The sequence below is a fragment of the Allorhizobium sonneratiae genome, from assembly GCF_023700755.1.
Taxonomy (GTDB): Bacteria; Pseudomonadota; Alphaproteobacteria; order Rhizobiales; family Rhizobiaceae; genus Allorhizobium; species Allorhizobium sonneratiae.
In genome coordinates this window covers 145,044-170,359 of sequence record NZ_JAMKOJ010000009.1, presented here as the reverse complement: position 1 = coordinate 170,359, position 25,316 = coordinate 145,044, and the positions used below count along the sequence as shown (strand labels likewise).

Annotated in this window: 23 protein-coding genes; 16 read left to right on the top strand and 7 right to left on the bottom strand. The window is 60.9% G+C overall.

The features are described from left to right. Positions 1-21 precede the first annotated feature (21 nt). The 4 genes from NAC44_RS16620 to NAC44_RS16605 all read left to right on the top strand — a co-directional run bounded on the left by NAC44_RS16620 (position 22) and on the right by NAC44_RS16605 (position 4,390). A complete protein-coding gene (locus NAC44_RS16620; protein WP_250942594.1) occupies positions 22-954 on the top strand; it encodes an electron transfer flavoprotein subunit alpha/FixB family protein in 933 nt (310 codons plus the stop codon). 47 nt (positions 955-1,001) lie between these two features. Beyond that, the gene (gene purU / locus NAC44_RS16615; RefSeq protein ID WP_250942591.1) at positions 1,002-1,886 is read left to right on the top strand and encodes a formyltetrahydrofolate deformylase; all 885 of its coding nucleotides are present in this window, start codon (positions 1,002-1,004) and stop codon (positions 1,884-1,886) included. Positions 1,887-1,889: 3 nt separating this feature from the next. Continuing rightward, the gene (gene folD / locus NAC44_RS16610) at positions 1,890-2,792 is read left to right on the top strand and encodes a bifunctional methylenetetrahydrofolate dehydrogenase/methenyltetrahydrofolate cyclohydrolase FolD (RefSeq protein ID WP_250942589.1); all 903 of its coding nucleotides are present in this window, start codon (positions 1,890-1,892) and stop codon (positions 2,790-2,792) included. 191 nt (positions 2,793-2,983) lie between these two features. Continuing rightward, positions 2,984-4,390, top strand: coding sequence for an aldehyde dehydrogenase family protein (locus NAC44_RS16605; RefSeq protein WP_250942587.1), 1,407 nt, complete (start codon positions 2,984-2,986; stop codon positions 4,388-4,390). A gap of 104 nt (positions 4,391-4,494) precedes the next feature. Here NAC44_RS16605 and NAC44_RS16600 read toward each other — a convergent pair whose 3' ends face one another. Both NAC44_RS16600 and NAC44_RS16595 read right to left on the bottom strand, forming a co-directional pair. Then, a complete protein-coding gene (locus NAC44_RS16600; RefSeq protein ID WP_250942586.1) occupies positions 4,495-6,036 on the bottom strand; it encodes a GMC family oxidoreductase in 1,542 nt (513 codons plus the stop codon). Between the two features lie 277 nt (positions 6,037-6,313). Next, entirely contained in the window at positions 6,314-7,318 is a 1,005-nt protein-coding gene (locus tag NAC44_RS16595; RefSeq protein ID WP_250942585.1) for an AraC family transcriptional regulator, read from the bottom strand. 126 nt (positions 7,319-7,444) lie between these two features. Here NAC44_RS16595 and NAC44_RS16590 point away from each other — a divergent pair, with 126 nt between their 5' ends. From NAC44_RS16590 to NAC44_RS16580, 3 genes are all read left to right on the top strand, one after another. Then, complete coding sequence (locus NAC44_RS16590; protein ID WP_250942584.1) at positions 7,445-8,890, top strand: APC family permease; 1,446 nt, start codon at positions 7,445-7,447, stop codon at positions 8,888-8,890. Further along, positions 8,887-9,066 carry a hypothetical protein gene (locus NAC44_RS16585; RefSeq protein WP_250942583.1) on the top strand — a complete coding sequence of 60 codons (180 nt, stop codon included), beginning with the start codon at positions 8,887-8,889 and terminating at the stop codon, positions 9,064-9,066. Before NAC44_RS16590 ends, NAC44_RS16585 begins: the two co-directional genes overlap by 4 nt. Before the next feature lie 66 nt (positions 9,067-9,132). Continuing rightward, entirely contained in the window at positions 9,133-11,121 is a 1,989-nt protein-coding gene (locus NAC44_RS16580; protein WP_250942582.1) for a primary-amine oxidase, read from the top strand. A gap of 52 nt (positions 11,122-11,173) precedes the next feature. Here NAC44_RS16580 and NAC44_RS16575 read toward each other — a convergent pair whose 3' ends face one another. Beyond that, positions 11,174-12,055, bottom strand: a complete 882-nt coding sequence (locus NAC44_RS16575; protein ID WP_250942660.1) for a PaaX family transcriptional regulator C-terminal domain-containing protein — start codon at positions 12,053-12,055, stop codon at positions 11,174-11,176. A gap of 235 nt (positions 12,056-12,290) precedes the next feature. Here NAC44_RS16575 and pcaF point away from each other — a divergent pair, with 235 nt between their 5' ends. Genes pcaF through paaZ form a run of 8 tightly spaced genes read left to right on the top strand, consistent with a single transcriptional unit; the run spans position 12,291 to position 20,096 of the window. After that, positions 12,291-13,496: a 3-oxoadipyl-CoA thiolase gene (gene pcaF / locus NAC44_RS16570; RefSeq protein WP_250942581.1), complete on the top strand. Its 1,206-nt coding sequence runs from the start codon at positions 12,291-12,293 to the stop codon at positions 13,494-13,496. Between the two features lie 23 nt (positions 13,497-13,519). Next, complete coding sequence (gene paaA / locus NAC44_RS16565; protein WP_250942580.1) at positions 13,520-14,524, top strand: 1,2-phenylacetyl-CoA epoxidase subunit PaaA; 1,005 nt, start codon at positions 13,520-13,522, stop codon at positions 14,522-14,524. A 17-nt stretch (positions 14,525-14,541) separates the two neighbouring features. Then, complete coding sequence (gene paaB, locus NAC44_RS16560; RefSeq protein ID WP_250942579.1) at positions 14,542-14,826, top strand: 1,2-phenylacetyl-CoA epoxidase subunit PaaB; 285 nt, start codon at positions 14,542-14,544, stop codon at positions 14,824-14,826. Continuing rightward, a complete protein-coding gene (gene paaC / locus NAC44_RS16555; RefSeq protein ID WP_250942577.1) occupies positions 14,826-15,608 on the top strand; it encodes a 1,2-phenylacetyl-CoA epoxidase subunit PaaC in 783 nt (260 codons plus the stop codon). The genes paaB and paaC overlap by 1 nt, the downstream gene beginning before the upstream one ends. Positions 15,609-15,617: 9 nt before the next feature. Continuing rightward, the gene (paaD, locus tag NAC44_RS16550; RefSeq protein WP_250942576.1) at positions 15,618-16,142 is read left to right on the top strand and encodes a 1,2-phenylacetyl-CoA epoxidase subunit PaaD; all 525 of its coding nucleotides are present in this window, start codon (positions 15,618-15,620) and stop codon (positions 16,140-16,142) included. A 20-nt stretch (positions 16,143-16,162) separates the two neighbouring features. After that, positions 16,163-17,239: a 1,2-phenylacetyl-CoA epoxidase subunit PaaE gene (paaE, locus tag NAC44_RS16545; RefSeq protein WP_250942575.1), complete on the top strand. Its 1,077-nt coding sequence runs from the start codon at positions 16,163-16,165 to the stop codon at positions 17,237-17,239. A gap of 14 nt (positions 17,240-17,253) precedes the next feature. Next, entirely contained in the window at positions 17,254-18,009 is a 756-nt protein-coding gene (locus tag NAC44_RS16540) for a Phenylacetic acid catabolic protein (protein WP_250942574.1), read from the top strand. Positions 18,010-18,020: 11 nt separating this feature from the next. Next, entirely contained in the window at positions 18,021-20,096 is a 2,076-nt protein-coding gene (gene paaZ / locus NAC44_RS16535) for a phenylacetic acid degradation bifunctional protein PaaZ (protein ID WP_250942573.1), read from the top strand. A gap of 102 nt (positions 20,097-20,198) precedes the next feature. Here paaZ and NAC44_RS16530 read toward each other — a convergent pair whose 3' ends face one another. From NAC44_RS16530 to paaG, 4 genes are all read right to left on the bottom strand, one after another. After that, the gene (locus tag NAC44_RS16530; protein ID WP_250942572.1) at positions 20,199-20,795 is read right to left on the bottom strand and encodes a TetR/AcrR family transcriptional regulator; all 597 of its coding nucleotides are present in this window, start codon (positions 20,793-20,795) and stop codon (positions 20,199-20,201) included. A gap of 88 nt (positions 20,796-20,883) precedes the next feature. Then, the gene (gene paaK / locus NAC44_RS16525) at positions 20,884-22,194 is read right to left on the bottom strand and encodes a phenylacetate--CoA ligase PaaK (RefSeq protein WP_250942571.1); all 1,311 of its coding nucleotides are present in this window, start codon (positions 22,192-22,194) and stop codon (positions 20,884-20,886) included. A 39-nt stretch (positions 22,195-22,233) separates the two neighbouring features. Then, a complete protein-coding gene (gene paaI / locus NAC44_RS16520; protein ID WP_250942570.1) occupies positions 22,234-22,674 on the bottom strand; it encodes a hydroxyphenylacetyl-CoA thioesterase PaaI in 441 nt (146 codons plus the stop codon). After that, the gene (gene paaG, locus NAC44_RS16515; RefSeq protein ID WP_250942569.1) at positions 22,671-23,459 is read right to left on the bottom strand and encodes a 2-(1,2-epoxy-1,2-dihydrophenyl)acetyl-CoA isomerase PaaG; all 789 of its coding nucleotides are present in this window, start codon (positions 23,457-23,459) and stop codon (positions 22,671-22,673) included. The genes paaI and paaG overlap by 4 nt, the downstream gene beginning before the upstream one ends. Positions 23,460-23,554: 95 nt before the next feature. Here paaG and paaN point away from each other — a divergent pair, with 95 nt between their 5' ends. Then, positions 23,555-25,216 carry a phenylacetic acid degradation protein PaaN gene (paaN, locus tag NAC44_RS16510; protein ID WP_250942567.1) on the top strand — a complete coding sequence of 554 codons (1,662 nt, stop codon included), beginning with the start codon at positions 23,555-23,557 and terminating at the stop codon, positions 25,214-25,216. Positions 25,217-25,316 lie beyond the last annotated feature (100 nt).

The window sequence follows — 25,316 nt, the reverse complement described above, 5'->3', positions numbered from 1 at the left end:
GAAGTTCGAGGAGATTAAGACATGGCCATTCTTCTTTTGGCAGATCACGATAACGAAACCGTGTCCGACCAGACCGCCAAGGCTTTGACCGCAGCCCTGCAGGTCGGCTCGGATGTTCACGTCCTCGTTGCAGGCGTGGGCGCAAGGGCCGCCGCCGACCAGGCAGCCCGGCTCTCCGGCGTCTCGAAGGTGTTGCTCGCCGACGACGCTTGTTTCACCGGTAGCCTGGCCGAGTCGCTGGCAGACCTCGTCGTCTCACTGGCCGGGTCCTATGACGCGATTGTGTCGGCCGCCACTTCGGTCGGCAAGAATGTGATGCCGCGCGTGGCCGCCATGCTCGACGTCGCACAGGTATCGGAAATCATTGAAGTCGTTTCCCCCGATACGTTCAAGCGTCCCATCTATGCCGGTAATGCCATCCAGACGGTCCAGTCCACGGACGCCAGGAAGGTCATCACCGTCCGCACGGCGGCATTTTCTCCTGCCTCCCAAGGCGCTGCTGCTGTCGTCGAGCCTGTCTCGACGGCAGCCTTTCCTTCCTCGATCTCGACCTTTGTTTCCGAGGCGCTTTCCTCCAACGAACGTCCGGATCTTACCTCCGCCAGGATCGTCATTTCCGGCGGTCGGGCGCTCGGTTCGTCGGAAAAGTTTCAGGAGGTCATCCTTCCCGTTGCCGACAAGCTTGGTGCTGCCGTGGGCGCTTCGCGTGCAGCCGTCGATGCCGGCTATGCCCCCAACGAATGGCAGGTCGGTCAGACAGGCAAGGTGGTTGCGCCACAGCTCTACATCGCATGCGGGATTTCCGGAGCTATCCAGCATCTGGCGGGCATGAAGGACTCGAAGGTCATCGTTGCCATCAACAAGGACGAGGATGCGCCGATCTTCCAGGTGGCGGATTACGGCCTCGTGGCTGATCTTTTTGAAGCATTGCCCGATCTCGAGAAGGCGTTGTGATCATCAGGCCGCGCAAGTTCCCCGCAGCTTCAATCGAGAGACACGCAATGAAATCCCATGTCCTGACCATCACATGCAAGTCGCAGCGCGGAATCGTCGCGGCGATCACGACCTATCTGGCCGAACTCGGGTGCAACATCGTCGACTCGTCGCAGTTCGACGATCTTGAGACGGGCCTCTTTTTCATGCGGCTGACCTTCCTTTCGCAGGAAGGGGTCGCCGGCAAAGACATCATTGAGGGGTTTGCCCCTGTGGCCAAGCCATTCGACATGACCTATCGTTTCCACGATAGCGACGAGCGGATGAAGGTCCTGCTCATGGTCTCGCGCTTCGGCCATTGCCTCAACGACCTGCTCTATCGCTGGAAGATCGGCGCCCTGCCGATCGATATCGTCGCCGTGATCTCCAATCACTTCGACTACCAGAAGGTCGTGGTCAATCATGACATTCCCTTCCACCATATTCCCGTTACCAAGGCGAACAAGCCGGAGGCCGAGGCGCGGATCATGGAGGTCGTCGAGCAGACGGGGACCGAACTTGTCGTTCTTGCGCGCTACATGCAGATCCTGTCGGATCAGATGTGCCAGAAGATGTCCGGCAAGATCATCAACATCCATCACTCGTTCCTGCCGAGCTTCAAGGGCGCCAATCCCTACAAGCAGGCTTACCAGCGTGGTGTGAAGCTGATCGGTGCGACGGCGCATTACGTGACCGCCGAACTTGATGAAGGTCCGATCATCGAACAGGATGTGGCGCGGATCACCCATGCGCAATCGGCGGACGATTACGTTTCGATCGGTCGCGACGTGGAGAGCCAGGTTCTTGCGCGCGCTGTGCATGCCCACATTCATCACCGCACCTTCCTCAACGGCAACAAGACCATCGTGTTCCCGCCGAGCCCCGGCTCCTACAAATCCGAGCGAATGGGCTAAGACATGACCGCGAACATCATAGACGGGAAGCTCGTCGCGGCCTCCGTTATCGAGGCAGTCAAGTCCGCCGCGGCCAGCCTTGAGGCCGATGCCGGCGTCAAGCCCGGCATTGCGGTCGTCATCGTCGGTGACGACCCTGCCAGCCACACCTATGTCGGCGCAAAGAGCAGGATGGCAAAAGAGTGCGGTTTCAACTCCGTGCAGCACAGCTTGCCGCAGGAGACGACGCAGGAGGAGCTGGCAAGCCTTATCCGCTCCTTGAATACCAACACCTCCATTCACGGTATTCTCGTACAGTTGCCGCTGCCGAAACACCTCGATGCCGACCCCATCATTCAGTCCATCCTGCCCGAGAAGGACGTGGATGGGCTGCATGTCGTCAATGCCGGCAAGGTGGCGACGGGCGATCTCAATGGCGGGCTCATCTCGTGTACCCCGGCGGGCGCGATGGTTTTCGTCCGGCGCACCCATGGTGAGGACCTGTCCGGCCTGAACGCGGTTGTCATCGGTCGGTCCAATCTGTTCGGCAAGCCGATGTCGGCTCTGCTGCTGGCTGCGAATGCAACGGTGACCACGGCCCATTCGCGGACGAAGGACCTGCCGTCCGTCTGCCGCAACGCCGATATCCTCGTGGCGGCCGTCGGCCGTCCGCAGATGGTCAAGGCCGATTGGGTCAAGCCCGGTGCCACGGTCATCGATGTCGGCATCAACCGTGTGTCGGCACCGGATAAGGGTGAGGGCAAGTCCCGTCTCGTGGGCGATGTCGCCTTTGCGGATGTGGCGGAAGTCGCCGGAGTGATCACGCCCGTTCCGGGCGGTGTCGGCCCGATGACGATCGCGATGCTGATGGCGAACACCGTGATCGCGGCCTATCGCGCAAACGGTCGTGTTGCTCCGACGTTTTGAGGCCTGCTCTGCGAAGACCTCTTCGTCGGCCATGTGTTGATTGCGTGTTCTCAGTGAGATCGGTCGTCGAAATCGAGGCGGCTTCTGCGACATTGGCCGAGTTCGGCTGAGACCGGTTTGAGAAGACCCGTTGTAACAGGTGCATCGAGACTGAGGGGAGAGAGATGAAATCCAGTCGAAGGAAGAGTGTCATGAAGCACTATGCAGCGATCGTTAACGGCAAGCCTCTGCGGGTTGGCTCGGATTTTCCGGTTTTCAACCCCGCGACAGGTGAAGAAATTGGACGTGCGCCCAACATGAGTTCGGCGGAACTGGATGTGGCCGTCTCTGCTGCGAAGGCCGCGTTTGCGTCGTGGTCGTCACAGAGCGACGCGGCTCTCCAGGCCGCCTGTGCGGCTGTCACGGCCGAGATCGGGGCGCATTCGGCAGAGCTTGCCGAACTCATCACGCTCGAACAGGGCAAGCCGCTGAACGGGCTGGGCTCGCGATGGGAAATGGGGGGTGCCGTCGCATGGGCCGGCTACACGTCCGGGCTGTCGATGCCGAAGAAGATCCTGCAGGACAATGAGCAGGGCAGGGTGGAGTTGCATCGCAAGCCCCTCGGTGTCGTCGGCTCGATCACGCCGTGGAATTTTCCGGTGATGATCGCCATCTGGCATATCATGCCGGCGCTGCGCACTGGCAATACCGTTGTCATCAAGCCATCGCCCTACACGCCGCTCTCCACGCTGCGCCTCATCGAGATCATGAACCGGGTCCTTCCGGCTGGCGTGGTCAATGTGGTGACGGGTGACGACCAGAACGTCAATCTCGGCGGTGCCATGTCTGCGCATCCCGATATCCGCAAGATCGTCTTTACCGGGTCCTGCGCGACCGGTCAGAAGGTCATGCAGTCGGCTGCCGAAACGATGAAGCGTCTGACACTGGAGCTTGGCGGCAACGATGCCGGCATCGTGCTTCCCGATGCCGATCCCGAAAAGATCGCCGAAGGCCTGTTCTGGGGCGCGTTTCTCAACAATGGCCAGACCTGCGCCGCCATGAAGCGCCTCTACGTCCACGACAGCATCCACGATGCTGTCTGCGATGCACTCGTGGCCTATGCGAAGAATATTCCGGTCGGCAACGGTCTGGATGAGGCAAGCATGCTCGGTCCCATCCAGAACCGGATGCAGTTCGACAAGGTGTCCCGGCTGGTGGCGGATGCCAAGGGCAAAGGAAAGGTTCTTCTGGGCGGCAAGCCCGGCGAGGGACTGTTCTTCCCGCCGACGCTCGTCTCTGGCCTGCGTAACGGTGACGCGCTTGTGGACGAGGAACAGTTCGGCCCGGTCCTGCCGATCATTCGCTACTCCGACCTGGACGAAGCGATCCGTATGGCCAATGACAGCCCGAACGGACTCGGCGGCTCCGTCTGGTCGTCGGACAAGGCGAAGGCGCGTTCGGTTGCGGCACGGCTGGAATGCGGCTCGGTCTGGATCAACAAGCATGGCGCCATTCAGCCCAATGCACCCTTCGGCGGCGTCAAGGCATCCGGCATCGGGGTCGAGTTCTCCGAAGAGGGTCTGGCGGAATATACCGACATTCAGGTTGTCTTCGTCTGAGGTCAGGATCGAGGTGTTCGATCTGGAGACGAACCCTGATTCAGTCACGTGCGTCGCAGGCAGGGAGTTTGCGGTCCCCTGCCTGCGACCTTTCTATCTTCGTCCTATTCCCGCGCATCCTGCCTGATCAGGTCGGCGGCCTTTTCCGCGACCATGATCGTCGGCGCGTTGGTGTTCCCAGCCATGACGAAGGGGAAGATGGAGGCGTCGACGACGCGCAGGCCGCTGATGCCACGCACCTTGAGGGTCGGATCCACCACCGCCATGTCGTCGATGCCCATTTTGCAGGTGCCGCATTGGTGATGGTACGAGGACACGGCCTGGCGCGCATAATCCACCAGTTCCGCGTCTGACTGTTTGTCCTCGCCCGGATAAATTTCGCGGCCTTTCCATTCAGCCAGCGCCGGCTGTCTGGCGATCTCGCGGACTTGCTTGATCGACGTCACGAGCGTCTGCACGTCGTAATCGGTCGCCAGCACATTCGGATCGAGATGCAGCGGCGCGCGGGGATCGGCGCTGGTCAGCCTGATTTCGCCGCGTGACGTCGGACGAACGCCCGCAGCGGCCAGCGTGAAGGCATTTCCGGTCGGCTGCTCCATTTCGGGCGTATAATAGGGGAGATTGAAGAACAGCGGCTGCATGTCGGGACCTGGCAGCGCGGGATCCGTCTTGGCGAAGAGATGGACATGCAGCGGCGTAAGCCCCATGTCTGTCGTCGCCGGGATCTCCTTTGCCGCCTCATAAATGACCGGCAGCAGGTTGTGGTCGTGCAGGTTCTGACCGACACCGGGGAGATCCCGCTTGACCTCTATGCCGAACTCTTCCAGATGCGCTTTCGGCCCGATTCCCGAGAGCATGAGGAGACGGGGAGATTCCAGCGTGCCAAGGCTCACAAGAACCTCACGGTTGGCCTTTACGGTGCCGGAACCGTCCTTCGTGCCGTACTCGACGCCAACCGCGCGCCCGTCCTCGATCACGATCTTCAACACCCAGGCACCCGTCTTTACCATCAGGTTTGGCCGCGCCCTGACCGGCGCGAGATAGGCCTGCGCCGTGGAGTGCCGCTTGCCGTCCTTCACGGTGAGGTCGACATAGGCGACGCCGAGTGGCGAGGCACCATTCGTGTCGTCGTTATAGGGATGACCGGCCTCGACAGCCGCATTGAGCATGGCCTTGTGCAGCGGATGGGGTTCGAAATCGGAGGTCACATGGAGCGGTCCTCCCTTTCCGTGGAATTCGCTTTCCCCGCGATCGAAGTCTTCCGATTTCTTGAAATAGGGGAGGACGGATTTGTAGTCCCAGCCGGTGCAGCCGAGTTCCTGTGCCCAGTGATCGTAGTCGCTGGCAGAACCGCGGACGTAAATCATCCCATTTGTGGCCGAAGACCCGCCCAGCGTCTTGCCGCGCGGCCAATAGAGAGACCGGCCCTTGGCGTGTTTTTGCGGGGCGGTCATATAGGCCCAGTCGTGTTCCGACATGAACAGTTCGAGAATGCGCATGGGCGTGTGGATGGCATCGTGATCGTCGGGACCGCCAGCCTCGAGCAGGAGAACGGATGATCCGTCTTCCGACAAACGATTGGCCAGCACACATCCTGCCGAGCCGGCACCGCAGATGATATAGTCGTACGAAGTCTGTTCCGTCATAGGTTCCTCCCTGGTGCTTTTCAACGGGGAGGAGAGTCTGTGTCAGAAACCGGAGCGCTCCTCACATCGGGTTTCCAGATATTCCTCCCACCAATGCCCCGACACATCAGCTCAGGCCCGGGGGCTTCGCTTCAGACGCGTCAACAGCAGGACCTGTGATAGGTCCGACCCCGGATGCGCGTCTTGGACAAAGCCGACAGCCGATTGGACCTGACCGTCACGCGATATTGCAGGTTCCTCGCGAAACGGAACATGATCGGCCGAGGCGGGACGTACTTCAGCCGTCCTTCTCGTGCCACCGCCGCCGCGCTCTCCAGAACACGGTCGAATCCGCGTATCCGAGTGTGTCAGCGATCTTCCTCTTGCTGAGCCTGGCCCGGACCTGCTTCTCGGCAAGCTCGCGGCGATAATCCTCCACGATCTCCCGCAGCGAGGTGCCCTCCAGCATCAGCCGGCGCTGCAATGTTCTCGGTGCCAGGCCCAGATCCTTGGCGACGTCGGCGATCCGGATTTTCCTGTAGCCGAGATTGGCTCCGATCAGGGCGCGCACCCGCTCCGGCAGAGACTGCGGCGCGCTGCTGAGTGCCGCAAGCTCTGTAATGTGATGCTCCAGAACGGCGACCAGTGCCGGGTCTTCCGAGCGGTATATTTTCTGCGCGTCTGTCCTCGAAATGACAAGGCGGTTGCTGGACTGGCCGAATTTCAGCGGGGCACGAAAGATCTTGGTAAGCCCTGCCGTGTCAGGCGGCTCCGGATGTTCGAACTGCACCTCCAGCGGACGCCAGTGTCGCGAGAAGCACAGCCGGATGAGCTGGCAGCACACCGACAGGGTAAACTCGCTGTCCTGCCGCCTCGGCCAAAGCGAGGGAGATGAAATCTGGTAGCTCCAGACGTAATCCCCGTCGAACTCCTGCAAGCCCGTGGAGGTTGCGCCCTGGATCGCCGACACATAGCGCGTCAGGCGATGAATGGCCTCCCTGATATTGGGTGAAATCGAAAACAGCACGCCTGTCGGGCCGAGATCACCGGGCGTGATGCCGGTGCCCATCAATGCGCCCAGCAGGGGCGAGCCGCTCGTTTTCGCTGCCTCCTCAAAGAACCCGATGTATCGCGAGATTGGAACCATGGCGTAGGGGTCTGAGATCTGGCCGCGAGCGATACCGTGGCGCGCCAGCAGGGGCTCTGTCCGCATGCCCGTCTTCTCAAGCCGATCGATGATGGGAATGAGCACGGAGGCTCTGATCGTTGCTGCGCCCGACAGATCGTTCTCTTCGCTCGCCATCGATCTCGGCCCACGCTGCGTTTGAGTGGCGCAATTTATCGAATTTCTTGCGCAGAAAGCAATTTTCTTTGACCGATGTCAAGCTTAGCCTTTTTGAAAATGCGCAAAAAATAAAAGGGGTCCAACATGACAATCGCTGACAGTACAACTGCGTCTACTGCCAGGCTGGCCAAGAATTCTGTTGGCATAGCCCATATCGTGTTCTTCGTCGTTGCGGCGGCAGCGCCGCTGACGGCTGTGGTCGGCGCCACACCGCCGGCCTTCGCATTCGGCAATGGCGACGGCGTTCCCGGTGCCTTTGTGCTCGCCGGGTTGCTGTATCTCGTCTTTTCCGTCGGCTTCACCGCCATGAGCCGCCATATCGGCGGGGCGGGCGCCTTCTACTCCTACATCACGCACGGGATCGGCAAGCCCGCAGGTGTTGCCGGCGCGTTCATGGCGCTCCTGACCTACACTGCGGTTCAGGTCGCGATCTACGGCCTGATCGGCGTCTTCTCCCAGAGTGCCTTTGCCAATCTCGGGCTCAATGCACCCTGGTGGGTCTGGTCCTTCGCCTTCCTGCTGATCGTGCATTTCTGCGGACAGCGCAACATTGCCTTCTCGGGAACCATTCTGGGCATCTGCATGCTGGCGGAAATCGCCATCCTGCTGCTGCTTGATCTCGGCATTGTCTTTAGCGGCGGCGGACCGGAAGGAATGACAGCGTCGTCCTTCGCGCCGGCAACGGTTTTCGCACCGGGGCTGGGCGTGGCGCTGGTCTTTGTCGTGGGGTCGTTCATCGGCTTCGAGGCGACCGCGATTTTCAGCGAGGAAGCCCATCGACCGGAAATCACCATTCCGCGCGCCACCTATATCTCGGTTCTGCTGATCGCCTCGTTCTACGCTTTCTCGACCTGGGCGATCGCGCAATATTACGGTCCGTCGCATGTTCAGGCGGCTGCCAATGCGGCCTTGCAGACCTTCTATTTCGACGCCTCCTCCAAGGTCATCGGCGCCTGGTCTGCCGACGTCATGAATATTCTGCTGATCACGAGCCTGTTCGCCTGCATCCTGTCCTTCCATAACACGCTCAATCGCTACTTCTTCGCATTGGGCCGCGAGGGGCTTGCCTTTAGCGTGCTCGGCAAGGTTCATGTCGTGCATGGTTCGCCTTATGTCGCCGGCATTTTGCAGTCTGCTTCGGCTGGCGTCATTCTCCTCGCCTTCATTCTGGCCCAGCAGGACCCCTATGCGGTGGTCTTCTCCTATATGTCGGCGCTGGCTGTCATCGGCATCATCTCCGTGCAGGTGCTGGTCTGCATTGCCGTGATCATGTTCTTCCAGAAAGACAGCAAGGGGCATGGCGTCTGGACCATAAAAATTGCGCCTGTTCTGTCCGGCCTTGGACTGATCGGTGCGCTTATCCTCGTGATCTCCAATCTCGATCTCCTGGCAGGAACGTCGAATATCGTCGTGAGCTCGCTTCCCTATCTCGTGGTGATCGCGGGTCTCGGCGGGGTGGTCTTCGCGCTTTCGATCAAGCGGTCCAGCCCGGAACGTTATGCAGCTCTTGGAAAGGTGTTTGAAGAATGAGCGTGCTTCTCGAACTGAACCCGTCGGGCCGGCTCACGCAGGCCGCCTATGCAGCCGTGGTCGCGATGGCTCTCTTCGCTGCCGCCGAGGCCCATGCCTTCTGCTGGCTCTACTGCATCCACGGCGATCAGATGGCCTTTGCCGGCGACATCTGCTCCAGCCGGATTTCCCATTGAGACAACCATGACATAGAGAGGGACGATTGCCGTCCCTCTCTATGTCCAGCCAAAAGAGATATTTCCATGGACGCGACCGTCAAACACACATATCCGCTCGATCTCCTGAGCCTCGAAGAGATCGCCACCGCAGTCTCCATTCTCAAGACCGACAAGTCGCTGGCCGACACCGTTCGGTTTCCGATCATCCGGCTCGAAGAGCCCGACAAGGCGGCCCTTGCCGCCTTCCGCGAAGGCGCACCATTGCCGCGCCGCGCCTTCATCCTTTCCTTGGATATCTCGACCGGCGAGACGCACGAGTCGATCATCGATCTGTCCAGTGGCACAGTCACGGAGCATGTGCGGCTGCCGCTCGAAACGACCCCCTATGGTCAGCCTCCGGTCATGCTCTGCGAGTTTGAAACCGTTGAAGGGATCGTCAAGGCCGATCCGCGCTGGATTGCCGCCGTCAAGAAGCGCGGCATTACCGATGAAGACATTCCGCTGGTCCAGATCGATCCGTTTTCTTCCGGTTATTTCGGACATGAATTCGAAAAGGGGCAGCGCATTGTCCGTGCGGTTTCCTATTGGCGTGAAGACATCCGCGATAACGGCTATGCCCATCCGATAGAAGGCGTCGTTGCCGTTGTCGATCTCGTAAAACAGGCGGTCGTGGATCTCGTCGATGACGAGAAGGTGATTCCGGTGCCGCGCAAGAAGCGTAATTACGGGCAGGAGGCCTTCCCGGAAACGCGCAAGGACATCAAGCCGCTTGATATCGTCCAGCCGGAAGGCCCCAGCTTTAAGGTCGATGGCTGGAAGGTCGAGTGGCAGAACTGGAGCTTCCGCGTCGGCTTCACGCCGCGCGAAGGCCTGGTCCTGCACGAACTGGGCATCAAGGATGGCGGCAAGGTCCGCCCGGTCATCTTTCGCGCATCGGTGACGGAAATGGTCGTGCCCTACGCCGATCCGACCGCCAACCACTATTGGAAGAGCGCCTTCGATGCAGGCGAGTATGGCCTCGGTCGGCTCGCAAACTGCCTTGAACTTGGCTGCGACTGCCTGGGCCATATCCACTATTTCGACGTGCCGTCGGCGGATGATTTCGGCCAGCCCATGGTCATGAAAAACGCGATCTGCATGCATGAAGAGGATTACGGCATCCTCTGGAAGCATTACGAATTCCGCAACGGCATCTTCGAAGTGCGCCGCTCGCGCCGGCTGGTCATTTCCTTCTTCGCCACGGTGGGCAATTACGATTACGGCTTCTACTGGTATCTCTATCAGGACGGCACGATCCAGCTCGAAGCCAAGCTGACCGGCATCATCCAGACGGCGGCGGTTGCCTCTGGCGAAACCTATGAATGGGGCGGCATGGTGGATGACAATCTGGGCGGCCCGACGCACCAGCACTTCTTCAATGCGCGCCTTCACATGGATGTCGATGGCGGCGGCAATACCGTCAGCGAGCACGAGTTCGTTCCGCGTCCCTGGGGCGAGAACAATCCCTACGGCAACGTCTTCGACACGCGAACCCGCATGCTGAAGCGGGAACTCGATAGTCCGGCCATCGCCAATGGCGAGACCGGCCGTTACTGGAAGGTGCAGAACCCCAATGTGAAGAACTCCGTCGGCAAGGCGCCCGGTTACAAGATGGTCGTGATGCCGAGCCCGCTCATGCTGGCTCAGGAGGGGGCGACGGTTGCCCAGCGCGGCGGCTTCGCCAGAAAGCATATCTGGGTGACGGCCTATGACCCGAAGGAAAAATATGCCTCCGGCGACTATCCGAACGTGCACGCGGGCGGCGACGGTCTTCCAAAATATGTTCAGCAGAACCGCAATATCGAAAATGCCGATGTCGTGCTCTGGCACTCTTTCGGTCATACGCATGTTTGTAAACCGGAGGACTTCCCGATCATGCCCGTGGAATATGCCGGCTTCACGCTGAAGCCGAATGGATTCTTCGCCAGCAATGTCTCGATGGACCTTCCAGCCGAGAAGAACGCACACAGCAGGGACAATCGTGAGCCCGGCGAAGGCGGAAAGTCCCATGGCGGGTCCTGCTGCCACGCATGAGGCAAGGGTCGCGCGATGCTATGAGCGGCCTGGGTCGATTGCCCGCCGCATATCAGGTCTGTATCGGCAGTCCCGCCATGACTCGAACGCCCTGAAGTCGGCGCGCCGTTGCTTCCGTCACGGTGGGCAGCGGCGCATTGCGGCCCTCGAACAGACGTCCGATCTCGGTATCGGTTTGTTCGGAGAGCGCAAGGTAGGCGCTTGCGAAAAGTTCTCGGGCCTCCGTTCCCGGCCATTCGCACGGCAGGACCTCCGCCGGCAGCATGGGGTCCGCCAACAGCACATGGCGGTAGAGATGGACGAGCAGCAGGCGCATGAAGACCGCGTCCTGGCCGGCTGGGTAGTCGCCGCGGCGCAGCGCCTCGATCAAAGGCGAGAAGCGGTCGATAAAGGACAGGTACTCCGCCGCATAGTCGGCGAGCGGCCAGAGGGAATGGGCAAGCTCCAGCATGTCTGTCGCGCCCTCTGACAGGGCCGCGCTAAAAACGATCCCTGGCGGAACCGCTCCCAGATGGGCGTGGTTCGGCCTGATGAAGACGCCGTTGCCGAGGGCCGCAAAATGCGCACGTCGCAGCGTTTCGGGGGCGGTTTCCCGGGCATGGAGGATCGTCCAGCCATCCGCTGGCGGGATGGGTTCAAACAGCAGGCGCGCTGCGAGGTCAAACTCGTCTCGGGCTGAGTCCGCCAGCTGATAGTAACTGCGACGCCCGTCGCGAATACCGACAAGGCGGCCCGCATTGACGAGACGTGAGACGGCGGTGCGAACCTGCGTCTCGGTAATCCCGAACTGCGCGCATATCCCGATAAGGCTTCCCATCCAAAGGACGTCACCGCGCGGAACGACGATGTCGCCGTAGATGGTGACGATCATGGCTGGCGCCGTCAGCGTCAGACCATCGAGAAGAGATGCGCGAAAGCCCGCCTTGTCTTCCATAACCGTCAAGAAATCACCTCTTTCATCCGTGGAGCAGCGATCCTTGAACGCCCATCGACCTGAAAACGCAAGCCGGACGTCAGTATGACCAAGCTGAAAAGCGACGCCCGGAGCGGCGCCTGTTCAAAACATCACACAAATATAAAAAAATGTCTTCCATGTGTGATGTTTCGCTGCTATACATTGACCGATCGGTTGGCGAATGAGGAAGAACGCCACCCCCAGGAGGATTTTCATGCCGGAAGCTTTTGTGTGCGATGCTGTCAGGACGCCGATCGGCCGTTATGGTGGGGCTTTGTCCACGGTCCGGGCGGACGATCTTGCTGCCGTTCCGCTTGCGGGTCTGATCGCGCGAAACCCCAATGCCGATTGGTCCAAGGTCGATGACCTGATCTATGGCTGCGCGAACCAGGCTGGCGAAGACAATCGCAATGTCGGCCGCATGGCGGCCCTGCTGTCCGGGCTTCCCGTTTCGGTGCCGGCCACGACTGTCAACAGGCTTTGCGGCTCGGGCATGGATGCCGTTGGCATGGCGGCGCGCGCCATCCGCGCTGGCGATTGCGACTTTGTGATCGCAGGCGGCGTCGAGAGCATGAGCCGTGCGCCCTTCGTCATGCCGAAGGCCGAAAGCGCCTTTTCCCGCGCCAATGCGGTCTATGACACGACGATCGGCTGGCGCTTTGTCAACCCGAAAATGAAGAAGATGTTCGGCATCGATTCCATGCCGGAAACCGCCGATAACGTCGCTGCCGATTTCGGCATCAGCCGCGAGGATCAGGACGCTTTTGCCGCCCGTAGCCAGGCGCGCTGGGCAGCCGCCCATGCGGCCGGTGTCTTCGCCGATGAGATCGTTCCGGTCCACGTCCCGCAAAAGAAGGGTGATCCGCTGGTCGTCGATCGCGACGAACATCCACGTCCCGAGACGGGCGTGGCGCAGCTTGCGAAGTTGAAGGGCGTCAACGGCCCAGACCTTACCGTGACAGCCGGTAACGCCTCGGGCGTCAACGATGGTGCGGCTGCTTTGCTGGTGGCCAGCGAGGTGTCCGCAAAGGCGCACGGGCTGACCCCGAAGGCACGCATCGTGGCCATGGCGGCCGCTGGCGTTGAGCCGCGCATCATGGGCATCGGGCCTGCCCCGGCGGCGCGCCGCGTGCTGGAGCGGACCGGTCTCACCATCGGCCAGATGGACGTGATCGAACTCAACGAAGCCTTCGCCTCGCAAGGTCTCGCCGTTCTGCGCGATCTCGGCCTGCCGGATGATGCGCCGCATGTGAACCCCAATGGTGGCGCGATCGCAATCGGTCATCCGCTCGGCATGAGCGGCGCACGGCTGGTGACGACGGCGACCTATCAGCTTCATCGACAGGGCGGGCGCTATGCCCTTTGCACCATGTGCATCGGTGTCGGCCAGGGCATCGCCCTCATTCTCGAACGCGTGTGACACGTCAGGCAGGAGGCAAGAGCATGTATGCACAAATGGTGACGACGGACGCAGCGCGCGTCCGGTCTCTCGATGAAATGGATCCTCGCGAACGCGCCTTTCAGGAGCGCGTCGATGCAGGCCAGAAGATCGAGCCGAAGGAGTGGATGCCGGAAGGCTACCGCAAGACGCTGGTCCGCCAGATCAGCCAGCACGCCCATTCCGAAATCGTCGGTCAATTGCCCGAAGGCAACTGGATCACCCGCGCGCCGACGCTGGAGCGCAAGGCGATCCTGCTGGCCAAGGTGCAGGACGAGGCAGGCCACGGCCTCTACCTTTATTGTGCCGCCGAAACGCTGGGCGTCAGCCGTGACGAAATGTATGAACAGCTGCATTCCGGCAAGGCCAAGTATTCCTCGATCTTCAACTATCCGACGCTGACATGGGCGGATATCGGTGCGATCGGCTGGCTGGTTGATGGCGCCGCCATCATGAACCAGGTGCCGTTGCAGCGCTGTTCCTACGGCCCCTATTCGCGGGCCATGATCCGCATCTGCAAGGAAGAGAGCTTCCATCAGCGGCAGGGTTTCGATGTCCTGATGAAGATGGTGAAGGGGACGCCGGCGCAGAAGGCCATGGTTCAGGACGCTCTGAACCGCTGGTGGTGGCCCTCGCTCATGATGTTCGGCCCGTCGGACGACGCTTCCATTCATTCCGCCCAGTCCATGGCCTGGAAGATCAAGCAGAATTCCAATGACGAGCTGCGCCAGAAATTCGTCGACCAGACCGTGCCGCAGGCCGAATATCTGGGCCTGACGATCCCTGACCCCGACCTCAAGTGGAACGAGGCAAAGGGCGGCTATGACTTCGGTGAGCCGGACTGGGAAGAGTTTTTCAACGTCATCGCCGGCAAGGGCCCCTGCAACGCCGAACGCCTGAATGCGCGCAAGCGCGCCTGGGAAGAGGGCGCCTGGTTCCGCGACGGCCTCATGGCCCATAGCGAAAAGGTTGCCGCACGCCGCGCCGCCTCGAAAATTGCTGCCGAATAAGTCCGGGGAGAGAGAAAATGTCCAGCGAATGGCCACTTTGGGAAGTCTTCATTCGGGGCCAGCACGGCCTCAACCATCGCCATGTCGGCAGCCTTCATGCACCCGACGCGGAAATGGCGATCAACAATGCCCGCGACGTTTATACGCGTCGCAACGAAGGGATCAGCATCTGGGTGGTGAAATCGGCTGATATCGTCGCCAGTTCACCCTCTGAAAAGGGCGCGCTGTTCGAGCCGTCCAATTCCAAGGTCTACCGGCACCCGACTTTCTTCGAAATTCCGGATGAAGTGGGGCATATGTGATGGCGACGGCGGCACTCGAATCGTCAACCCGGCAGGCGTCCCTCCTCGAATTCCTGCTGCGCATGGGCGACAATACGCTGATCCTTGGCCATCGGGTTTCCGAATGGTGCGGTCATTCGCCGGCGCTGGAAGAAGATATTGCGCTCTCCAACACGGCGCTTGATCTGATCGGCCAGACGCAACTCTGGCTCGGTCTTGCGGGCGAAGTAGAGGGCAAGGGGCGCTCGGCGGACAATCTCGCCTATCTGCGCGACGGCTATGAATTCCGCAACATCCTCCTGGTCGAGCGGCCAAACGGCGATTTCGGCAAGACGCTGATGCGGCAGTTCCTCTTCGATGCCTGGAATTATCTCATGCTGAAGGCACTGCGCAACTCGTCAGACCGAAGGATTGCCGAGATCGCCGAAAAGTCCTTCAAGGAAGTGTCCTACCATCTCGACCGCAGCCGTGATCTCATCATCCGGCTCGGTGACGGCACGCAGGAAAGCCATCGCCGGATGCAGGATGCGCTCGACGATCTCTGGCCCTATACCGGCGAAATGTTCGCAAGCGATGCGGTGGACGCCGAACTCGTGGAGGCAGGGACCATTCCGGCCCCGCAGAGCCTGAAGGCCGGATGGGATGAGATTGTGGAAGAGGCCCTGAGCGAGGGCACCTTGCGCAAGCCGGCGGACGGCTACATGCACAAGGGCGGACGTCGCGGTGTCCATACCGAGCATCTTGGCTTCATCCTATCCGAGCTACAGTTCCTTCAGCGCGCCTATCCCGGCGCAACCTGGTAGGTGACGGCAGTGACCACGGCACATCGTCCATCGATCGTGGATGTCTGGAACTGGCTGGCGGAAGTGCCGGATCCGGAAATCCCGGTCATTTCGCTGACCGATCTCGGCATCATCCGCGATGTCGCATGGCGGGACGATACGCTGGTGGTGACGGTGACGCCGACCTATTCGGGCTGTCCGGCAACCTCGGTGATCAATCTGGATATCGAGGCGGCACTCACCGCAAAGGGTATCGAGAAGGTTCAACTCAAGCGGCAGCTATCGCCCGCCTGGACGACCGACTGGATCAGCGCCGAGGGCCGCGAGAAGCTGCGTGAATACGGCATTGCCCCGCCGATCGACGGGACTGCCTCCGACGGCATCCTGATGAAACGGATCGATCGCCTCTCTGGCCGATCAAACCTGACAGTGGCGTGTCCGCGTTGCGGATCCGCCGATACCGAAAAGATCAGCCAGTTCGGTTCGACGCCCTGCAAGGCGAGCTATCGCTGCCGCGATTGTCTGGAGCCATTCGACTATTTCAAGTGCATCTGACCCATCGGGAGGGGTTGTCCATGGCACGTTTCCATTCCCTGACGGTTACCGATATTCGTCGCGAAACGCGCGATGCGGTTGTCGTCACGCTGCGGCCATCCGAAGAGGATCGTGCCGCTTTCGATTTCACGCAAGGCCAGTACCTGACCTTCCGCCGCAAGTTCGATGACGAGGAACTGCGCCGTTCCTATTCCATTTGCGCCGGCAAGGATGAAGGCGTGCTCAAGGTGGGCATCAAGCGCGTCGAGGGCGGATGTTTTTCCACCTGGGCGAACGAAAACCTGAAGGTCGGCGAGACCCTGGAAGCCATGCCCCCGATGGGGACCTTTCACACGCCGCTCGACCCCGCCGCCAGCCGCCATTACCTCGGCTTTGCGGGTGGCAGCGGTATCACGCCTGTTCTCTCGATCATCAAGACGGTTCTGGCAAGGGAGCCTCATTCGCGCTTCACACTCGTCTATGCCAACCGGCAGATCAGTTCGATCATGTTCCGCGAAGAGCTGGAGGATCTGAAGAACCTCTATCTCGGCCGGTTCTCCGTGCTGCATGTGCTGAAGAGCGAAGCCCAGGACATCGATCTCTTCACCGGTCGCATCGATGCGGAAAAGTGCACGGCGCTGTTCAGGCACTGGATCGACATCAAATCCATAACGACCGCCTTCATCTGCGGTCCCGAGCCGATGATGCTGGCAATTGCCGCTTCGCTCCGCGACCATGGCCTGCGGGACGATCAGATCAAGTTCGAACTTTTCGCCTCTTCCCAGCCCGGCCGCGCGCGCCGTCGCGTCGAAACTGTTGCAGGCGCCGATCATGGCGCGATGTGTCAGGCAACGGTGACGCTGGATGGTGCCACGCGCACGTTCAACTTCCCGAAGCAGGGCGTCAGCCTCCTCGACGCCGCCATCGAAAATGCCATGGACGTGCCCTTTGCCTGCAAGGCTGGGGTCTGCTCCACCTGTCGCGCCAAGGTCACCGAAGGCGAGGTGGAGATGGAGGTCAACCACGCGCTGGAAGACTACGAAGTACGCCAGGGCTATGTGCTGACCTGTCAGTGCTTCCCGCTGAGTGATCGCATCGTCGTCAGCTACGACCAGTAAGGGGAGCGGGCGGCGTGACAGACAAGATCGCAATCGAGGACTATCTTGCGCAGGGCGGCGTGCTTTCCTCTCCCGCCAATGTTCCGCCCCGTTATCGCGGTGAGCTTCTGCGGGTCATGGCGAGTTTCGTCGACAGTGAACTGGCCGGTTCGGCCGGCTTTGCCGATACGATCAACGATGCGCCCGGCATCCAGGAGCGCATTTCCGCCGCCCGCATCGTTCTCGAAAAGGCGGATCACGCGTCGCGGGTGCTGAAGGTCATGGAGACCTTCGGCGCCGATGGCGGACGTTACGCAGCGCATCACCCATGGGCTTCCCGCGTTGCGCGTGACGCCGATATTGGTCTGGCGCGGCAGTCCGGCGATATGCGCCTTTCCATCTTTCACTATCCGCTCGACGGATGGGTTGATGCCGTGGTCATGAACGTCCTCATGGGACGGGCGAGCGTCATTCAGATCGAAGAGCTTGCCCGCGTTTCCTATCAGCCGCTTGCAGAGGTCTTTCGCGCCATCCTGCCTCGGGAGAGGCGGCATGCCGAACTGGGCCTCAAAGGTCTGGTTCAGGTTCTTGAAGAATCCGAAGCCTTGATCCGAGCCAAAGCCTCGGTTCAATACTGGTATCCGCGCGTTGCAGCGAGCTTCGGACAATCGAGTTCCGGGCGTTTCGAGACGCTTGCGCGCTTGCGCATCCGTCACACACCAAACGAGACCCTTCTGGCGAAATGGCAAGATGAGGTCGATGCGCAGCTTTCCGCGCTCCGTCTGAATTGAAAGGAAAAACCATGAACGTCTTGGCAAAACAGCCACGTCGGCTTGAGAGCTATGTTTGCGGGCAATGGGTCGCCGGTGCGCGGGAGGGCGTGCCCCTGCTGGACGCATCGACGGGCGCGCCCGTGGCCTTCATCGATTCCAGCGGCATCGATTTCAAGGCGATCCTGGCCTATGGCCGTGACAGGGGTGGTCCTGCGCTTCGCCGTCTTTCCTTCCACGAGCGGGCCGCCATGCTCAAGGCTCTCGGTCAGGCCTTGATGGAGCGCAAGGAGGAATTCTATGCGCTTTCGACGGCAACCGGCGCCACGCGCGCCGATAGCTGGGTGGATATCGAGGGCGGCATTGGCACGCTCCTCTCCTATGCCTCCAAGGGCCGGCGCGAGCTTCCCAATACGCGTCTCCTGCTCGACGGCGATCTCGAACATCTGTCCAAGGACAGTTCCTTTTCGGCTCAGCATATCCTGACCCCCTTGCAGGGCGTGGCCGTGCATATCAATGCCTTCAACTTTCCCTGCTGGGGGATGTTGGAAAAACTGGCGCCAACACTGCTTGCGGGCGTGCCTGCGATCGTGAAGCCCGCCAGCCAGACGGCATATCTGACCGAACTCATGGTCCGCCGCATCATCGAGACCGGCATCCTGCCGGAAGGTGTGCTCCAGCTTGTCAGCGGCTCCGTTGGTGATCTGCTCGATCATGTCGATGGTCAGGATGTCGTGACATTCACCGGTTCGGCCGCGACCGGCCAGAAGCTGAAGACGCACAAGGCCATTATCGAAAATTCGGTTCGTTTCACCATGGAGGCAGACAGCCTCAATGCTGCTGTGCTCGGTCTCGACGCAGCGCCCGGCACCGAGGAGTTCGAGCTCTTCGTCAAGGAAGTTGCCCGCGAAATGACCGTCAAGGCGGGCCAGAAATGCACTGCCATCCGGCGCGTCATCGCACCCCGCCAGTTCTCCGAGGATCTCGTAAAGAGCCTTCGGGACCGTCTGGAGCGCACGATCGTCGGCAATGCCTCCGAGGAAGCGACCCGCATGGGACCACTGGCAAGCCTCGCGCAGCGCGAGGAGGTCCGGGCGCGGATCCGTGATCTGGCGCAGGATGCCGAGATCGTTGCCGGAGATCCCGACAATCCCAGAATCGCCTCCGGCGACGCACAGGCGGGGGCGTTCCTCAATCCGGTCCTGCTCTATTGCGACAGGCCGATGGCCGCGAAAGCTGTGCACGATGTCGAGGCCTTCGGGCCTGTCAGCACCATCGTGCCTTACGAGACGGCGGAAGAGGCGGTCGCGCTTGCACGGCGCGGCAAGGGCAGCCTGGTGGCCTCCGTCTTCACCAATGACAAGGTTTTCGCCGAAGAACTCGTGCTCGGTCTCGCACCGTTCCACGGCCGCGTTATGATCGGCAACCGGGTGAGCGCCAAAAGCTCGACGGGTCATGGTTCACCGCTACCGATGCTGGTCCACGGCGGCCCCGGCCGCGCTGGCGGAGGCGAGGAACTGGGTGGCATCCGCAGCGTCAAGCATTACATGCAGCGGACGGCAATCCAGGGCGCACCGGCACTTCTGTCGGCGGTGGCAGGGCGTTGGATGCCCGGCGCTGACATTCGCAATGATAGCGTTCATCCTTTCCGCAAGTCTCTGGCGGAGCTGAAAATCGGCGATCAACTCGTGACTGCAACACGCATGGTGACGCTGGAGGATATCGAGCACTTCGCGCATTTCACCGGCGACACGTTCTACGCCCATATGGACGAGGCAGCGGCCAAGGCAAACCCGTTCTTCGACGGTCGCGTGGCGCATGGCTATCTGATCGTTTCTTTTGCAGCCGGTCTCTTCGTTGATCCGGCGCCGGGTCCGGTTCTTGCCAATTACGGTGTCGACAATCTCCGCTTCCTCACCCCGGTCAATCCCGGCGATACGCTTCAGGTTCAATTGACCTGCAAGGATATCAACCCGCGCGAGAACGCCGAGCACGGCGAAGTGCGCTGGGATTGCCAGGTCACGAACCAGAACGGCGCGGTTGTCGCCCAGTATGATGTCCTGACGATGGTTGCGAAGACCAATTCCTGGTTGGAGAGCGCCGCCTGATCGGCGCATCCGCAAGGTATACAAAAGAAAAAACCTGCGGACGTGACGGTCCGCAGGCTGTCCGATGAAGACCGCAGCTGAACACAGGTTGGCGCAGGCGCGTCAGCAGACGGCCTTGAGACCTTCCAGCATCAGCGTGGTCGCGATGTCGGCATAATCGTCGCGCGTGACCGGGCCGTCCGGGCGGAACCACATATAGACCCAGTTCATCATGCCGAAGAGCGACATGGTAACGGGCATGAGAAGCGGCCGGTTCTTGTTGAGATCGGGATTGATATCGCGAATGACCGTCGAGAAACGTTTGACGATCCGCCGTTCGATCGCCTGAAGTTCGCCAAGCTGCTCGGCGGAGAGCGCGCTGGTGCCGTTGAGCTGGACCTTGTGCTCGTTGTCGCGACCTTCGTAATTCTTCAGCACGGCTTTCACGAGCAGGCGCAACCGGTCCGCCGGCGGCAGGCTCGGATTGTCCGCATCCGCGATCGCTTCATCAAGTTCGCTCAGATGCGTCCGCACGATATCGAAAATCAGCGCATCCTTGCCGGGATAGTAGTGATAGAGAAGCGCCTTCGAGACTTTCGAATGCGAAGCGATCATGGACATGGAGGCCTTCTCCATGCCCATTTCGGCAAAGACAGCCGCAGCACTCGCGAGAATGCTGCGCTGCTTGTCTTCAAAGTCGACTGCACGTGTTCGTGCCATGGTCTCTTGCTCTGCTTTTGCGACTGGAGGCATAAGGAAAGGTTCTTTCCTATATACCGCCTGCCGGTCACCGGGCCATACCGGTTGTTCATTCCTTGGGTCGGTTGTCCACGACCCGTTTTGCCTTGCCTTCCGAGCGCACGACCTCTCCGGGTGCATGAACATTCACGCGCGTGGAAACGCCAACGACGCTCTTGATATGGTGCGTCAATTCATGCGCCGAGTGGCTGCGCGCTGCGTCGTCTGCGAATTCTACCGTACATTCGACATGCACGGTCATGTTGTCCATGCGTCCGGCGCGAGACAATTCGATCTGGAAGTGGGGCGCAAGGCCGCGGCATTTCAGAATCTGCTCCTCGATCTGCGTCGGGAACACGTTGACGCCGCGCAGGATGATCATGTCGTCGGAACGGCCGGTGATTTTCTCCATGCGCCGCATGGCGCGGGCCGTGCCGGGCAGAAGACGGGTCAGGTCGCGCGTCCGGTAACGGATGATCGGCAGACCTTCCTTGGTGAGCGTGGTGAAGACGAGCTCGCCCAGCTCGCCGTCGGGCAGAACGTCGCCGGTGTTCGGGTCGATAATCTCGGGATAGAAGTGATCTTCCCAGATGTGCAGGCCGTCCTTGGTTTCCACGCATTCATTGGCAACGCCGGGCCCCATGACTTCTGAGAGGCCGTAGATGTCGACTGCGTGCATGTCAAAAGCCTGCTCGATCTCCTGCCGCATGGCGTTGGTCCAGGGCTCCGCCCCGAAAATGCCGACGGCCAGCGAACTTGTGCGGGGATCGACGCCCTGCCGACGGAATTCGTCGAGGATCGAGAGCATGTAGGACGGCGTCACCATGATAATGCGCGGCTTGAAATCCTGGATCAGCGTCACCTGCCGCTCCGTCATGCCGCCGGAAATCGGCACGACCGTGCAGCCGAGCTTCTCTGCGCCGTAATGTGCTCCGAGACCGCCGGTGAAAAGCCCGTAACCGTAAGCGATATGGGCAATGTCACCCGGACGTCCACCGGACGCGCGGATCGAGCGGGCGACCAAGGTTGCCCAGGTGTCGATGTCCTTCTGCGTATAGCCAACCACCGTCGGCTTGCCGGTCGTTCCGGAGGAGGCGTGAATGCGCGCCAGCTTTTCGCGCGGCACGGCGAACATGCCAAAGGGATAGGTGTCGCGCAGGTCCTTCTTGGTGGTGAAGGGGAATTTCGCCAGATCCGACAGCGTTTTCAGGTCGGAGGGGTGAACGCCAGCCTCATCGAACCTCTGCCGGTAAAATGCCGAGTTCTCATAGGCATGGGTCAGCGACCATTTCATCCGCTCAAGTTGCAGCGCGGACATCTCGTCACGCGATGCGGTTTCGATCGCCTCAAGGTCTCCGGGGCGGGGGGCCAGATCTTCCATTGTTTCTCCTCCAAATATTTCAGGTCACCGCGAGCCCCTTCACTCGGGCAGGTGGGTGCCTTTGATCGTGCGTGAGTGGCCACGAAACTCGGCGATCGGCTCGCCGGCCTGATTGGTGATTCGTATGTCGTAGATGCCGCTTCGGCCCTTCCGTGACACTTCCGTGGCCGTCGCCGTCAGCCTGTCTCCCACGAGGGCCGGGGCGATATAGGTGATCGAGCAATGCTGGGCGACGGCGCGCGCATTGTAGGTATTGCAGGCAAAGGCGAAGGCCGAATCCGCCAGTGTGAACATATAGCCACCATGGCACGTGCCATGCCCGTTCGCCATGGTCTCGGCGACCGTCATCACAATCACCGCCTGACCCGGCGCGACGGAGACAAGCTCCATGCCGAGATGGCGCGTGGCGAGATCGTCGTCCCACATGGATTTGGCGCAGGCCTCGGCGAGCGCTTGTGCCGATAGACCAGAGGCGGTCATTTGCCCTTGAACTCCGGTTTGCGTTTGGCAAGAAACGCGGCCACGCCTTCGGCATAGTCGGCGCTGCGGCCAGCTTGCCGCTGCAAATCGCGCTCCAGATCAAGCTGTTCATCGAGCGAGTTCGTCGAAGCCGCCTGGATGGCGCGCTTCGTCATCCCGAGGCCCCTGGTCGGCCCCTCTGCAAGGCGCCGTGCAAGGCCGGTGGCTTCGTCCATGAGCTTATCGTCGTCAACCGCACGCCAGATCAGACCCCAGTCTGCTGCCATTTCGGCGTTAAGCGGTTCAGCTGTGAGCGTCAGCGCCTTGGCGCGCTGTTCGCCAATCAGCCGCGGCAGGCTCCATGTGCCGCCGGAATCCGGCACCAGGCCGATCTTCGAGAAGGCCTGAATAAATCGGGCCGAGCGCGCCGCAAGCGTGATGTCGCAGGCAAAGGCGATATTGGCGCCCGCGCCGGCGGCGACGCCGTTGACGGCGCAGATGACCGGTTTTTCGAGGCTGCGGATCAGCCGCAGAAGCGGATTGTAGAAGGTCTCGATCGTATGGCCGAGATCGGGAACGCCCAGGCTTGGATCGCGATCGCCAAGATCCTGGCCCGCACAGAAGCCGCGCCCGGCACCGGTCAGCAGAATTGCACGAATGTCATCTTCCGCATGCGCACGCTCGAAGGCGGCGCGCAGGGCGATATGCATTTCCTCATTGAAAGAGTTGAGCTTTTCCGGCCGATTGAGGGTCAGCGTCAGAACGCCCCCATCAAGCGACACAAGAATGGTTTCAGAACTGGACATTGGGCCTCCCTGTCGCTTTCCTCACCTCGACTAAAAAATCTCTTGCATAAACCGACCGGTCAGTCAATTATAAAAACATTGCTGGAGGAGTGGTGATGAGCAGACTTTTTGCACGATACGATCAAGTGCTTCAACAGGCGCTGGAGGCAGCGGCGAGGCGCGACTACTGGTCAGCCTATTCCGAAGTGCCCAGCGGCAAGATTTATGGTGAAACAGCGCGCGATGACGGTCTTGTCGCCTTCGAAGCCCGGCTCGGCAAGCATTTCGACATTCCCGGTCATCCGTCTGAGCGCGCTGTGGGAGACGAGGTTTCTCCCTATGGGTTGTCCCTCGGCGTCACCTATCCAGCGGCCTCCATCGAAACGCTGATGTCCGCCTCGCAGGCAGCGGCGGCACAATGGGCGGCAGCCGATCCGCAGGTTCGCGTCGGCATCTGCCTCGAAATCATCGCCCGGCTGAATGCGCGCAGTTTCGAAATGGCAAACAGTGTCATGCACACGACCGGACAGGCCTTTGCCATGGCGTTTCAGGCTGGTGGTCCGCATGCGCAGGACCGGGCGCTCGAAGCCGTTGCCTATGCCTATGCCGAAATGACGCGAACACCTGTCGAGGCCGTCTGGACGAAGCCACAGGGCAAGGGCGAGCCGATCGTGATGGAGAAGCACTGGCGGATCGTTCCGCGCGGTATCGCTCTCGTCATCGGCTGCAACACGTTTCCGACCTGGAACAGCTATCCGGGACTTTTCGCAAGTCTCGCGACCGGCAACACCGTCATCGTCAAGCCGCATCCGGCCGCCATCCTGCCGCTCGCCATCACGGTCGAGATCGCGCGTCAGGTCCTCGCGGAAGAGGGATTTTCACCCAACATAGTGCTGCTGGCCGCCGATGCGGCGGGTCATGAAATCACCACCGATCTGGTCCGCCATCCCTCGGTTTCCATCATCGACTATACCGGATCGAGCAGCTTCGGGAATTGGGTGCGGGCGAATGCCGGCAAGGCCGACGTCTACACCGAAGAGGCGGGCGTCAATTCCATCGTCATCGGTGCGACCGACAATTTTGCCGGCATGTGCGACAACATCGCGTTTTCGCTCTCGCTCTATTCCGGGCAGATGTGCACGTCGCCGCAGAACGTCTTTGTCCCGCGCAACGGCATTGAGACGAATGACGGGTTCAAGAGCTTCGATGAGGTCGCCTCGGGCATTGCCGGCGCGATCGATCGTTTGCTGTCCGATCCAGGCCGCGCCGCCGGAATTTGCGGGGCCGTCGCCAATCCGGCGACGCTTGGACGGATAGATGAGGCGCGGAAGCTGGGCCGTATCCTGCGCGATTGTGCGCCCGTGCCGGGCCTTGAAGGCGCGCGCACGGCAACGCCGCTTGTCATTGGTGTCGATGCGCGCGATCGCGAGGCCTATGCCGAAGAGCGTTTCGGGCCCATCGCCTTTATTGTTGCGGTTGACAATGCTGCCCACGGGGTGGATCTCGCTGCCCGGCTTGCCGAGGAGAAGGGCGCGATTACCGCTGCGCTCTATGAGACCGATGAAGCGCGCATCCTTGCTGCCGCGGATCGTTTCGCGACAGCTGGCGTCAATCTTTCGGTCAATCTGACCGGTGGCATCTATGTCAATCAGAGCGCCGCTTTCAGTGATTTCCACGTAACCGGTGCCAATCCGGCAGGCAATGCCAGCCTGACGGATGCGGCTTATGTCGCGAGCCGCTTTCGCGTGGTGATGTGGCGCCGCCCTCTGGCGGCATGAGAGGACCCTGAAATACACTTTATTTTATGGGGAGGAAAAAGACATGAAACGATCCATCGACTCCGTCGGAGACCGGCCCCGCCTGATTTCCGGGCGATCC